Origin of the sequence: Pseudomonas sp. KK4, assembly GCF_001984065.1 — a bacterium.
Lineage (GTDB): Bacteria > Pseudomonadota > Gammaproteobacteria > Pseudomonadales > Pseudomonadaceae > Aquipseudomonas.
In genome coordinates this window covers 36,990-48,831 of the sequence record NZ_LYVP01000039.1, presented here as the reverse complement: position 1 = coordinate 48,831, position 11,842 = coordinate 36,990, and the positions used below count along the sequence as shown (strand labels likewise).

Genomic DNA, 11,842 nt, shown 5'->3' with positions numbered 1-11,842 from the left:
TGCGGTGGGACAGTCGAATACTTTTGACTGACCCACCGCTTTCGCGAGCAAGCCCGCTCCCACATTCGAACCGCGCTCAGTTTTAAACCTGGGCGGTACGCAATTTCTCACTGCGCCCACGCAACCATTCCAGGGTCAGCAGCAGGATCACCGAGAAGGCGATCAGCAGCGTCGCTGCGGCAGCAATGGTCGGGCTGAGGTTTTCGCGGATGCCGCTGAACATCTGCCGTGGCAGGGTCGCTTGCTCGGGACCGGCGAGGAACAGCGTCACCACCACTTCATCGAACGAGGTGGCGAACGCGAACAACGCGCCGGAAATCACTCCGGGAGCGATCAGCGGCAAAGTCACCCGTCGGAACGCGGTCAGCGGCGAAGCACCCAGGCTGGCGGCGGCGCGCACCAGGTTCTGATTAAACCCCTGCAAGGTGGCCGACACCGTGATGATCACGAACGGCACGCCCAGCACCGCGTGCACCACGATCAGCGAAAAGAAGCTGTTGCCCAGGCCCAACGGGGCGAAGAACAGGTAACTGGCCACACCGATGATCACCACCGGCACCACCATCGGCGAAATCACCAGCGCCATCACCAGCGCCTTGCCCGGGAAGTCGCCACGGGTCAGGCCGATGGCCGCCAGCGTGCCGAACACCATGGCCAACACCGTCGCCGCCGGAGCGACGATGATGCTGTTCTTCAGGGCCCGCATCCACTCCGCCGAGGCGAAGAAGTCGTGATACCACTGCAACGAGAAGCCCTGCAGCGGGTACACCAGGAAACTGCCGGAGTTGAACGACAGCGGGATGATCACCAGCACCGGCAGGATCAGGAACAACAGGATCAGGCCGCAGAGAATCCGCAAGCTGTAGAACCACACCCGCTCGACGGGCGACATATAAGGACTCAGCATTTCATTCTCCCCTTAGCTCAGGCGCAGGCGGCTGGCGCCCACCAGCCAGCTGTAAATCAGATAAAGCACCACGGTCGCCAGCAGCAGCAGGCCGCCAAGCGCGGTGGCCATGCCCCAGTTGATGCTGGTGTTGGTGTAGAACGCAACGAAGTAGCTGACCATCTGATCGTTCGGGCTGCCCAGCAAGGCCGGGGTGATGTAGTAGCCGATGGCAAGGATGAACACCAACAGGCAACCGGCGCCGACACCGGCATAGGTCTGCGGGAAGTACACCCGCCAGAAACTGGCGAACGGGTGGCAGCCCAGGGAGATCGCCGCACGCATGTAGGTCGGCGAGATGCCTTTCATCACGCTGTAGATCGGCAGGATCATGAACGGCAGCAGGATGTGCACCATGGAGATGTAGACACCGATGCGGTTGAACACCAGTTCCACCGGTTTATCGATGATGCCCATGGCCATCAGGCCGCTGTTGATCAGGCCCCCCGATTGCAACAGAACGATCCACGCCGCGACCCGCACCAGGATCGAAGTCCAGAACGGCAACAGCACCAGAATCATCAGCAGGTTGCTCTGCCGCGATGGCAGGTTCGCCAGCAGGTAAGCCAATGGGTAGGCCAGCACCAGGCAGATCACGGTGATGATCAGGCCCATCCAGAAGGTGCGGGCGAAGATGTCGAGGTAAATCGCCTGATCCGGCGTGGCCGGCGCCAGTTCACCGAGGTCATCGATGCGGTGATCGACCGCGGCCAGCAGGTAGTACGGGGTGATGCTGCTGGTGTTGCGGCGCACCGCTTGCCAGTAGGCCGGGTCGCCCCAACGCTCGTCGAGGCCTTCCAGCGCTTCTTTATAGGAGGTCGGTTCTGTGGCCAGCGGCAACGCCCGGGCAGTCTTGGTCAACAGGCTGCGGTAGCCGGCCAGTTCCATGTTCAGGCGCTTGGACAAATCACCCAGGGTCTGATTCTTGCGGGCTTCGGCGAGGTCTTCGGCAGCCGCTTTGTAAACCGGCTCGGCGGGCAGGCCTCGGCCGTCCCAACTGGCGATGGCCGAGACCGTGCGCGGCATGCCGCCGACCACTTCGGGGTTACCGACGCTTTTGTAGAGCAGCGCCACGATCGGCACCAGGAACACCAGCAGCAGAAACAGCACCAGCGGCGCGATCAGGGCCTGGGCCTTCCAGCGGTTGACCCGCTCGGCATGCTTGAGCCGCTGCTTCAAGGTGGGGTCAGTGCCCGCGTTCACGGGAACGGCGATAGCCATGGCGTACTCCGGAAATCTTTGATCAATCGATAATGTGGGAGCGAACTTGTGGCGAGCGAGCTTGCTCGCGCTGGGCTGCGAAGCGGCCCCAAAACTTTGCTGACAGCCTGAAATTTTGTGAGTGCTGCGCACTCAAGCGGGAGCAAGCTCCCTCGCCACAAAAGCCCGCCCTCACAAGAGGGCGAGCCCTCTGGTTATTTCGCAGCCCAGGCGTTGAAGCGCTGTTCCAGTTGCTCGCCGTTGTCAGCCCAGAAGCTGACGTCGATCTGCACCTGGTTGGCGATGTTTTCCGGGGTGGTCGGCATGTCTTTGAGGACATCCTTGGCCAGCAACGGTACAGCCTGAGTGTTGGCCGGGCCGTAGGCGATGTTTTCCGAGTAGGTCTTCTGCTGCTGCGGCTGCACCGAGAAGGCGATGAATTTCTTCGCCGCTTCAGCCCGCGCCTTGTCCAGGCCTTTTGGAATCGCCCAGGCGTCGAAGTCGTAGATGCCGCCGTTCCACACCACCTTCAGGTTGCTTTCTTTCTGCACGGCAGCGATGCGACCGTTGTAGGCCGAACTCATGACCACGTCACCGGAGGCCAGGTATTGCGGCGGTTGCGCGCCGGCTTCCCACCACTGGATGTTCGGCTTGAGTTCATCGAGCTTCTTGAACGCGCGGTCCTGACCGTCCTTGCCGGCCAGCACCTTGTAGACGTCTTTCGGCGCAACGCCGTCGGCCATCAGGGCGAATTCCAGGGTGTACTTGGCGCCTTTGCGCAGGCCGCGCTTGCCCGGGAATTGCTTGGTGTCCCAGAAATCCTTCCAGCTGGTCGGTGCGGTCTTGAGCTTGTCGGCGTTGTAGGCCAACACCGTCGACCAGACGAAGAAGCCTACGCCGCATGGCTGGATGGCGCCCTTGACGTAGTCTTCGGTCTTGCCGAACAGCGCAGGGTCCAGTTGCTCGAACATGTCTTCATCGCAACCGCGAGACAGCTCTGGCGACTCGACTTCCACCAGGTCCCAGGACACGCTCTTGGTGTCGACCATGGCCTTGACCTTGGCCATTTCACCGTTGTACTCGCCCGCCACGATCTTGCCATTGCCTGCCGCTTCCCAGGGTGCGTAGAAGGCTTTGACCTGCGCGGCCTTGTTCGCCCCGCCAAAGGACACCACGGTCAGGTCCGGGCCCGCTGCCATCGCGTGCGACGCGCCGATCATGCCCATGACCAGAGCTGTGAATTTCAGGGATTTCAACATTGATATTGTTCTCCACGTGCAGGGTTGGTGAAGCAGAAGGGCGATCAGTTCGCCTCTAGAAGTGGATCGAGCGCGCGAACGTGTTCGATCTGCCAGCCAAGCGGTACCACGTCACCGACGGCGAGCGCAGGATCGAGCTCGGCAATCGGTTGTTTCACGAAGAAGTCTGTCTTGCCACAGACTTCCAGGCGAACCCGGACGTGGTCGCCCAGATAGATGAATTCCGCCACCCTTCCCGAGAAGCGGTTGATGCACGACTCGCTCGAGCCATTGAGGCTCACGCGTTCCGGGCGAATGGACAGGGTCACTGGCTCGCCGGTGCGGCCGACGTTCACCGCCAGCGCTTCAACCTTTTCACCACGGGCCAGTTCAACCACGCAGCGATCGCCGGTCTGACTGTGCAGACGCCCGTTGAGGCGGTTGTTTTCGCCGATGAAGTTGGCGACGAAGGTGTTTTTCGGCTCTTCATAGAGTGTGCGCGGTGGCGCGATCTGCTGGATTTCGCCTTGGTGGAATACCGCCACCCGGTCGGACATGGTCAGGGCTTCGCCCTGGTCGTGGGTGACGTAGACCACCGTCACGCCCAGGCGCTGGTGCAGGTGTTTGATTTCCATCTGCATGTGTTCACGCAGTTGTTTGTCGAGTGCTCCGAGGGGTTCGTCCATCAGCACCAGCTGTGGCTCGAACACCAGTGCGCGGGCCAGCGCCACACGCTGCTGCTGACCACCGGACAGTTGCGCCGGGTAACGCTGGGCGAACGTATCGAGCTGCACCATGCTCAGGACTTTTTTGACTTTGTCGCTGACGTCGCTCTTGTTCAGCCCGCGCACGGTCAGCGGGAACGCCAGGTTCTCGGCGACGGTCATGTGCGGGAACAAGGCATAGTTCTGGAACACCATGCCGATGTCGCGCTTGTGCGGCGGGACGTTGTTGATGGCACGACCGGCCAGCAGGATCTCGCCCGCAGTCGGCGTTTCGAAGCCGGCGAGCATCATCAGGCTGGTGGTCTTACCCGAGCCGGACGGCCCGAGCAGGGTGAGGAATTCGCCTTTGCGAATGTCCAGGTTGAGGTCTTTGACGATCAGGTTCTCGCCGTCGTAGCTCTTCTGCACTCCACGAAAGCTGACCAGAACATCATTGGCCCCTGCGCTTGAATCGACCTGGCTCATACCCACACCTTTGTTGTGATGACTGCTGTGGACTAAGCCTAGTGGACGCCGGGGAGCGCGCAAATCGGGGTGCAGGAGAGAATCGCCTCAGCAGGTTGGAAGGCTGGGGGTAGGGATTGCCCTACAAGGATGGCGTGTATGGGCAAGTGCAGCGGCAAGCTGTCAGCAGCAAGCCTCAAGCAGGAGCGAAAGCGGTGGTGCCGCATGTCGCAAATGGACATGCCGCAGCGCGCCCCGCCTCTGTAGGCGCACAGCTTGCTGGCGATGGCGATTTCAAGGACGCCATCGCCGGCAAGCCGTGCTTCTACAAGAGCGGGGCGGTGAATTCAGAGAAGTTTGTGTTCCATCGCGTACTTCACCAACTCGGCCAGGGAGGTGATGTTGAGTTTCTGCATCAACCGCGCCTTGTGGGTGCTGATGGTCTTGCTGCTCAACGCCAGTTGCTGGGCGATGTCGTTGACGTTGGCGCCCTGGGCCAGGCGCTCGAACACGGAAAACTCGCGCTCCGAGAGCAACGAGTGCAGCGGCCGCGAATCCGTCAGGCCGACCTCGAACACCATGCGGTCCGCCAGGTCCGGGTCGATATAACGCCCCCCCGCCGCGACCCGGCGGATGGCCGTCAGCAATAGCGCCGGATCGCTGTCCTTGGTCGCGTAGCCAGCGGCGCCAACCTTCAAGGCCCGGGCCGCCATCTGCGCTTCATCGTGCATCGACAGCACCAGGATCACCGGTGGATTGTTCAGCGCGCGGATCCGTGGAATCGCTTCCAGACCGTTCACACCGGGCATGGAGATATCGAGCAACACCACTTCGCAGGGCACATTGCGCAACGTTTCGAGCAGTTGCTCACCATTGCTCGCCTCCCCCACCACCAGCAAATCCTTGGCCAGGCCGATCAGTTGCTTGATGCCTTCGCGGACGATGGTGTGGTCTTCGGCTACCAGTACACGGATCACGTTCTTCTCCAGATTCAAGCTCTATCGCGGGCAAGCCCGCTCCCACAGCGCAGGGGGAATATCAAAGACAGGTGCCCTGACCCAATTCCCTGTGGGAGCGGGCTTGCCCGCGAAGACATGGTCACTGACACCACAAGAGCATCAGACCCCATCCAACGGCACCCGCACAATCAGCGTCGTCCCCTCCTCCAACTCACTCTCGAGCGACAACTGCCCGCCCATGATCAGCACGCGCTCGCGCATGCCCACCAGCCCGAAGGAGGTCGGCCTGCCATCCGCGACGACAAATCCTACGCCATCATCGCTGACCGTCAGACACAACTCGTCACCTTCGAGTGCCAGTGTCAGTTCAACAGTATGCGCCTGGGCGTGGCGCATGACATTGGTCAATGCCTCCTGAAGGATGCGAAACAGGCCAGTCGCCTTGGCGTCGCTGAGCACCGGTAGATTATCCGGCACCTGCACCAGGCACGGAATCTGCGTGCGCGCCTCGAAACGACGGGCCTGCCATTCGATGGCCGAGGCGATGCCGGCATCGAGAATCGGCGGGCGCAGCGCCGTCGCCACATCACGCACCAACTGGAACAACTGGGCAATCAAGCGCTTCATGCTGTTCAAGCGTTCGTGCAGTCCGGGGTCGAGCTGCGCGTAGGCCAGTTCGCACATGGACGTTTCCAGCTTGAGCACGGTCAACATCTGACCCAATTCATCGTGAACTTCCCGGGCAATGCGTGCCTTTTCCTCTTCGCGCACGCTCTCCAGGTGCGCGGACAGTTCGCGCAGTTGCTCTCGAGAACTGGCCAGTTCCAGCTCGATGCGCTTGCTCTCGCTGATGTCCCAGACAATGCCATCCCAGACGTAGGCACCGTCCTCGAGTCGTCGAGTAATCGCCTTGATTTCCGCCCAGCGTTGTTCGCCATGACGAGTGAGAATTCGCCCTTGCCACGACCAGTCACTGTCGGTGTCCAGCGCATGGTCCTGGGTCTGGTGATAGCTGGCCTTGTCGTCGGGATGCACCAGGCTGCGCAGGCCTTTGTCGCGGTGAGCCAGGGTGGCGGGCGAGTACCCCACCAGGCTTTCACTGCCTTCGCTGATGTAGGCAAAATCGATCTGTCCGGTCACCGGCGCCCGCTCCAGACGAAAGACCAGGCCCGGCACGTTCGCTGCGATCCCCTGCAATCGCGCCTCACTTTCCTGTAGCGCCGCCAGGGCGCGGCGACGTTCGGTGACGTCGGTGAGGTAGACCACCAGGTACTCGCCATCGCGAAAGCGCAGAAAGCTCAGCGAGACATCCGCCGGCAAGACGCTGCCGTCGGCGCGCAGGCAATTGGTTTCGAAACTTTGCGGCGACTCGTCGCTGGCCCGGGCGCCTTTCCACAGGTTCAGCCAGCGATCCATGTGCAGGCCAGGTTCGAAGTCAATCAAGGGCCGGTCGAGGGTGCCGCCCGGCGGATAGCCCAGCATGGACTCGGCAGCGCGGTTGGCATAACGCACGTGACTGTCCCAGTTGACCCAAAGGATGCCGACGGTGCTCTGGTCGATGGAAAACTGGGTGAGCCGTAACGCCTCTTCACTGGCGGCACGCAAGGCAATGTCGTCCTGCGCCGCCGCCAGTCGTTGCTCCAGGCTGCGCTGCTGGCGGCGTTGCCAGAACACGATGGCCACGCTGCTCAGCGTCAGTACCAGCAACAGCAGGCAGAGGTTTTGCCAGAAACCGGGAGACTCAGTGAGCCTCGGATATTTGGGTTGCAGCCATTGGCTGTGCAGGGCTTCCAGATCCTTGGCCGGGATCGCCCGCAGTGCAGTTTCGACGATACCGGCCAGCTCCGGCTCGTCGCGCCGGGTGGCTACCCGCAACAGTTGCGGCAGGCCGATGTCGCCCACCACCACCAGGCCGGCGAATTCCGGCTCCATGGAAAGACGACCCAATTGCGCCTCGTCCACCACCGCATACCCGGCTTGCTGGCTCAACAACAGTTGCAGCGCCTGGCGTTCGATCGGCACGCCCTGCAGGTTCAAGTGAGGAAAGTTACTGCGCAGATAATCGGCCGTGGCGCTGGGCATGCGCACGGCGACGCGGGTCTGGCTGTCGAGTTTTTCCAGCTCCACCGCACCGGTGCTTTTCTGATCGCTGACCACCAGTTGCGGCACCCGCATGTACGGATCGGAAAACTGCCACAGACGCAGGCCGCCAGGGGTTTGCGTCAGCCCCGGGGCGATGTCGATTTCACCGGTACGCGCGGCGGCTTCAAGCTGTTCAAGGTCGGGAAAGTTGCGCCAGCTGAGCTCGACCTTGAGCGCCTTGGCCAGCCATTTCATCAATTCGACGTTGACCCCGGACAGGCGCTGCAAGCGGCGATCGTATTGCGCGTAGGGCGCCTGCAACACCAGCCCGACGCGCAACTCGCCCTGCTGCGCCAGCCATTGCTGCTGTTTGGGCGACAAGGCCGCAACGTGCGCCGGGGGCACGGCCGCCGCCCAGCCCATCAAGGGAAACCACAAGCAGCCGATAACCCACAGGCAGCGAAAACGCATCATCGAAATCTCACATCCTGACAAACACTGATCAACCCATTAGGCTGCCGGAATCACTTCTGGCCTGGAATATCCGATGCCCCCTGTCTACCGCCTGGCACTGCCAGCATTGTGCCTGTCGCTGATCCTTCCCTGCGCCTTTTCCGTGAGGGCTGCCGATCCGGCACCTGCGGCAACGGAAAAACCCGCCGAAGAAAAACCCGCCGAACGTCAGCCCTTGCCTGAGCGTAGTCAGGAGGAGGCGGCAGCACTGGGGCGCAAAGTCCCTGCCTCGGAGCAACAGCAACTGCAAGCGGGCAGCGACACCTTCCTGGCCTTGTGGAAACCGGCCAATACCGCCGACCCAAAGGGCGCGGTCATCATTGTCCCGGGCGCTGGCGAAACCGCTGACTGGCCGCAAGCCGTCGGACCGTTGCGGCGCAATTTGCCCGACGCACAGTGGAGCAGCCTGAGTATCACCTTGCCGGACCTGCAAAGCGATGCCATTGCGCCACGGGTTGCCGAAGTGCCGCCTGCACCCAAGACGCCGGACACCACGAGCAAGGACTCGACCACCGCAGCGCCCATCGAGCAAGTGGCGGGCGGTGAGGCTGAAGTGCCTGACAAACCCTTGACTGAAACCAGCGAAGAGCAGAGCAAGGCGGATGCCGAGCGGATCTTCACGCGCATCGACGCGGCCATCGCCTTTGCCGAACAGCAAAGTGCACGCAGCATTGTCGTAGTGGGGCATGGTACTGGCGCCTACTGGGCGGCGCGCTATCTGAGCGAGAAGCAGCCGCCACAGGTCGAACGATTCGTCATGGTCGCCGCGCAGACACCGACCCAGGCCAAGCCAGAACTGGATGAACTCGCACCGATGCTGAAACTGCCCACCGCAGACATTTTCTACAGGGACAAGCCGGTCGATCGCAACATGGCCCTGGCCCGGTTGCAGGCCAGCAAGCGCCTGAAGGCATCGGTCTTCAGCCAAGTGTCGCTCAAGGCGTTGCCGGGGGATGCCAAGGCGCAGCAAGAGCAATTGGTGCGCCGGGTGCGGGGTTGGTTGAATCCGCAGGGTGCGGCGGACTGAGGGACCGGGCCGCCCCCTTCGCGAGCAAGCCCGCTCCCATATTTGATCGGTGTACGACGCGGATCAAATGTGGGAGCGGGCTTGCTCGCGAAAGCGCCATGACGGACAAAACAATTGTTCCCTCTAACGAAAATCCCGCCGCTGACGAATCAACGCATAGGCGTTGTGCAATTCCCGGGTCTTCTCGGTGGCCTCGCGCACTTGCGATGCCGTCGCCCCGCTGCCCGCGATCTTGTCCGGATGGTGACGGCTGAGCAGCCGTCGGTAAGCACGCTTGATCTGCGCCGGTTCACTGGTGGCGGACACCCCCAGCAGGCGCATCGCGTCCTGATAAGTGACGGTGGCACTGACCTGCGCACGCCTGTGCGGCTCATAATCCGTCGCCAGCGCCTGCACCTGATGCGACGTCCAACCCAGCCACCTGCCCCATTGAGCGATCAACTCGCGCTCACTGCTGCCCGCCTTGCCATCGGCCCAGACCATACGCCAACAGGCACGCAACACCCCTTCGGCGGCATGGGGCTGGTTGCTCAGGCGACGCAGATAACCCCGCAGTGAATCGTTACCCGACTTGCCGCGATTGAACGCAGCAATCGCCCGACGCTGGGCGTGTTCGTTCATGTCCAGCGCTCGCATTTCCTGTCGCGCCTGCTGGATATGGCCGTCCACTACGCGACCGTCGCACTTGGCCAAACGCCCCAGTAACACAAACAGCAGTTCGTCGTTGCGCAGCGCCGCACGACCGCCAAGTTTTTCCAGCAGCTGCGCCCAGCTCTGCACATGCAGGCGTCGATCCAGCGCCTGCCCCAACAAGGCGCCAAGCATGGCCCCCGGAATGCTGGCAATGGCAAAGCCCGCTCCGGCTCCAATCAGAGTCCCTGGCCACAGCATGTCAGCGTCTCGCTTCGATCAAAACTTCAGCCTCGGCCAGGCGTTCGTGGGTGCCGACATCGACCCACTGCCCGTTCAAACGCTCGCCCGAGACCTGCCCGTTTGCCATCGCCGCACGCAACAGAGGCGCCAGTTTGAACGCCCCCGCTGAACAGCCTTCGAACAGTTGCGGATGCAGCACCGCAATGCCGCTGTAGGTCAGATTGGCGGTACCCGGCTGACCGTCGCGGACCCGTCCTTCTATCAGCTGAAAATCCCCGACCGGGTGATGAGCCGGGTTATCGGCCAGCACCAGATGCGCCAGGCCGGCAATGGGCTGATGCAGCATGCTGAAGTCGTAATCGGTCCAGATGTCGCCATTGACCACGACGAAGGCGTCATCGCCCAGCAGTGGCAATGCACGGAAAATCCCGCCGCCGGTTTCCAGCGGCTCGCCCTCCGGGGAGTACTGGATACTCACGCCGTAGCGCGAGCCATCGCCCAGATAGTCTTCGATCTGCTGCCCGAGCCAGGCATGGTTGATGACGATCTCGGTAAAACCGGCAGCGGCCAGCGCGTGCAGGTGATACTCGATCAGCGGCACCCCGCCTGCGCGAACCAGTGGCTTTGGTGTGGTCAGGGTCAGCGGGCGCATGCGCTCGCCTTTGCCTGCGGCCAGGATCATCGCCTTCATGCTTTGACTCCGGCACGCAGACTGGCCAGCAATACCTCCAGTTCCGCCAGTTCGGGACGTCGCGCGATCACTGCTTCTATATAAGCAAAGAAACGTGGCACATCCGCCAGGTAACGCGGTTTGCCATCGCGATGGCAAATGCGGGCGAAGATGCCGATCACCTTCAGGTGACGCTGCACGCCCATGAGGTCACTGGCACGCAGGAAGTCTTCGAAATCCGGCTGCACCGGAATGTTCAGCGCAGCGGCCTGCTGCCAGTAGCTTTGCAGCCAACCGCGTACACGCTCTTCGGGCCAACTGAGGAACGCATCCTTGAACAGACAGGTCACGTCATAGGTTACCGGACCGTATACCGCGTCCTGGAAATCCAGCACGCCGGGATTGGGCTCGCTGAGCATCAGGTTGCGCGGCATGTAGTCGCGGTGCACCAGCACCTTCGGCTGAGCCAGGGCGCTGTCGATCAGCAGGTCACTGACCTGTTGCCAGAGCACTTGCTGGGCCGCGTCGAATTCGATGCCCAGCTCGCGCTTCACGTACCACTGCGGGAACAACTCGAGTTCGCGACGCAGCAGCGCCACGTCATAACTGGGCAGTGGCGCAACCATCGGCAGTTGCTGAAAAGCCAGCAGCGCTTGCAGCGCATCGGCGAACAAATCGTCGGCGTTTTCGCTGTCGATCACGTCCAGATAGGTCTTGTTGCCCAAGTCATTGAGCAAAAGAAAACCGCGCTCGAGGTCCTCGGCATAAATTTTCGGCACATTTATTCCGGATTTCGCCAGCAAAAACGCGATATCCACGAAGGGTTTGCAGTTTTCCTCGGGTGGCGGCGCGTCCATCACGACGAAACTTCTGCCCCCTCCTTCCCAGCGAAAGTAACGCCGGAAACTCGCGTCACTGCTGGCTGCGGTCAATGTGGCCGGGGGTACGGCACCCCAACCCTGCTGCGCAAAAAGGTTCGCCAATTGCTCATCGAGCCAAACTTTCAGGTGTTGCAAACGTACATCTTGGTCAGGCATTGCAAGGGTCTCCGACGGCGCTAGCCGTCAAGCGGGTCATGCTTTATTATCCAGCATCTTTTTCAGACCATCGAGAGGCGTGCGGCCCACACCGCGGGCAGATGGCACGCAGGAAGCCCGGACTAATA

Annotated in this window: 10 protein-coding genes; 1 reads left to right on the top strand and 9 read right to left on the bottom strand. The window is 61.9% G+C overall.

Annotated elements, in window-relative coordinates:
- Window positions 1-82: 82 nt before the first annotated feature.
- From B0W55_RS15160 to B0W55_RS15135, 6 genes are all read right to left on the bottom strand, one after another.
- Window positions 83-907, bottom strand: coding sequence for an ABC transporter permease (locus B0W55_RS15160; protein ID WP_077046786.1), 825 nt, complete (start codon window positions 905-907; stop codon window positions 83-85).
- A 12-nt stretch (window positions 908-919) separates the two neighbouring features.
- Window positions 920-2,167, bottom strand: a complete 1,248-nt coding sequence (locus B0W55_RS15155; RefSeq protein WP_077046785.1) for an ABC transporter permease — start codon at window positions 2,165-2,167, stop codon at window positions 920-922.
- A 194-nt stretch (window positions 2,168-2,361) separates the two neighbouring features.
- A complete protein-coding gene (locus B0W55_RS15150; RefSeq protein WP_077046784.1) occupies window positions 2,362-3,405 on the bottom strand; it encodes an ABC transporter substrate-binding protein in 1,044 nt (347 codons plus the stop codon).
- Window positions 3,406-3,449: 44 nt separating this feature from the next.
- A complete protein-coding gene (locus B0W55_RS15145; RefSeq protein ID WP_077046783.1) occupies window positions 3,450-4,574 on the bottom strand; it encodes an ABC transporter ATP-binding protein in 1,125 nt (374 codons plus the stop codon).
- Window positions 4,575-4,900: 326 nt separating this feature from the next.
- Window positions 4,901-5,530 carry a response regulator transcription factor gene (locus B0W55_RS15140; protein WP_077046782.1) on the bottom strand — a complete coding sequence of 210 codons (630 nt, stop codon included), beginning with the start codon at window positions 5,528-5,530 and terminating at the stop codon, window positions 4,901-4,903.
- Between the two features lie 141 nt (window positions 5,531-5,671).
- Window positions 5,672-8,068: a PAS domain S-box protein gene (locus tag B0W55_RS15135; protein WP_077046781.1), complete on the bottom strand. Its 2,397-nt coding sequence runs from the start codon at window positions 8,066-8,068 to the stop codon at window positions 5,672-5,674.
- Between the two features lie 73 nt (window positions 8,069-8,141).
- On the opposite strand from B0W55_RS15135, the gene B0W55_RS15130 reads away from it, so the two are divergent.
- Window positions 8,142-9,134, top strand: a complete 993-nt coding sequence (locus tag B0W55_RS15130) for an alpha/beta hydrolase family protein (protein ID WP_077046780.1) — start codon at window positions 8,142-8,144, stop codon at window positions 9,132-9,134.
- 123 nt (window positions 9,135-9,257) lie between these two features.
- Here B0W55_RS15130 and B0W55_RS15125 read toward each other — a convergent pair whose 3' ends face one another.
- The 3 genes from B0W55_RS15125 to B0W55_RS15115 are packed head-to-tail and all read right to left on the bottom strand — an operon-like array spanning window position 9,258 to window position 11,714.
- Window positions 9,258-10,025: a TerB family tellurite resistance protein gene (locus B0W55_RS15125; protein WP_077046779.1), complete on the bottom strand. Its 768-nt coding sequence runs from the start codon at window positions 10,023-10,025 to the stop codon at window positions 9,258-9,260.
- Between the two features lies 1 nt (window position 10,026).
- Window positions 10,027-10,698 carry an N-acetylmuramate alpha-1-phosphate uridylyltransferase MurU gene (gene murU / locus B0W55_RS15120; protein WP_077046778.1) on the bottom strand — a complete coding sequence of 224 codons (672 nt, stop codon included), beginning with the start codon at window positions 10,696-10,698 and terminating at the stop codon, window positions 10,027-10,029.
- Window positions 10,695-11,714 (bottom strand): aminoglycoside phosphotransferase family protein, encoded by a 1,020-nt coding sequence (locus tag B0W55_RS15115; protein ID WP_077046777.1) that lies wholly within the window; start codon window positions 11,712-11,714, stop codon window positions 10,695-10,697. The genes murU and B0W55_RS15115 overlap by 4 nt, the downstream gene beginning before the upstream one ends.
- Window positions 11,715-11,842 lie beyond the last annotated feature (128 nt).

Bases quoted from the DNA above. Each gene is read 5' to 3' on its own strand.
- B0W55_RS15160 (WP_077046786.1), bottom strand. From the start codon at position 907: ATGCTGAGTCCTTATATGTCGCCCGTCGAGCGGGTGTGGTTCTACAGC.
- B0W55_RS15150 (WP_077046784.1), bottom strand. From the start codon at position 3,405: ATGTTGAAATCCCTGAAATTCACAGCTCTGGTCATGGGCATGATCGGC.
- B0W55_RS15115 (WP_077046777.1), bottom strand. From the start codon at position 11,714: ATGCCTGACCAAGATGTACGTTTGCAACACCTGAAAGTTTGGCTCGAT.
- murU (WP_077046778.1), bottom strand. From the start codon at position 10,698: ATGAAGGCGATGATCCTGGCCGCAGGCAAAGGCGAGCGCATGCGCCCG.
- B0W55_RS15145 (WP_077046783.1), bottom strand. From the start codon at position 4,574: ATGAGCCAGGTCGATTCAAGCGCAGGGGCCAATGATGTTCTGGTCAGC.
- B0W55_RS15135 (WP_077046781.1), bottom strand. From the start codon at position 8,068: ATGATGCGTTTTCGCTGCCTGTGGGTTATCGGCTGCTTGTGGTTTCCC.
- B0W55_RS15155 (WP_077046785.1), bottom strand. From the start codon at position 2,167: ATGGCTATCGCCGTTCCCGTGAACGCGGGCACTGACCCCACCTTGAAG.
- B0W55_RS15125 (WP_077046779.1), bottom strand. From the start codon at position 10,025: ATGCTGTGGCCAGGGACTCTGATTGGAGCCGGAGCGGGCTTTGCCATT.
- B0W55_RS15130 (WP_077046780.1), top strand. From the start codon at position 8,142: ATGCCCCCTGTCTACCGCCTGGCACTGCCAGCATTGTGCCTGTCGCTG.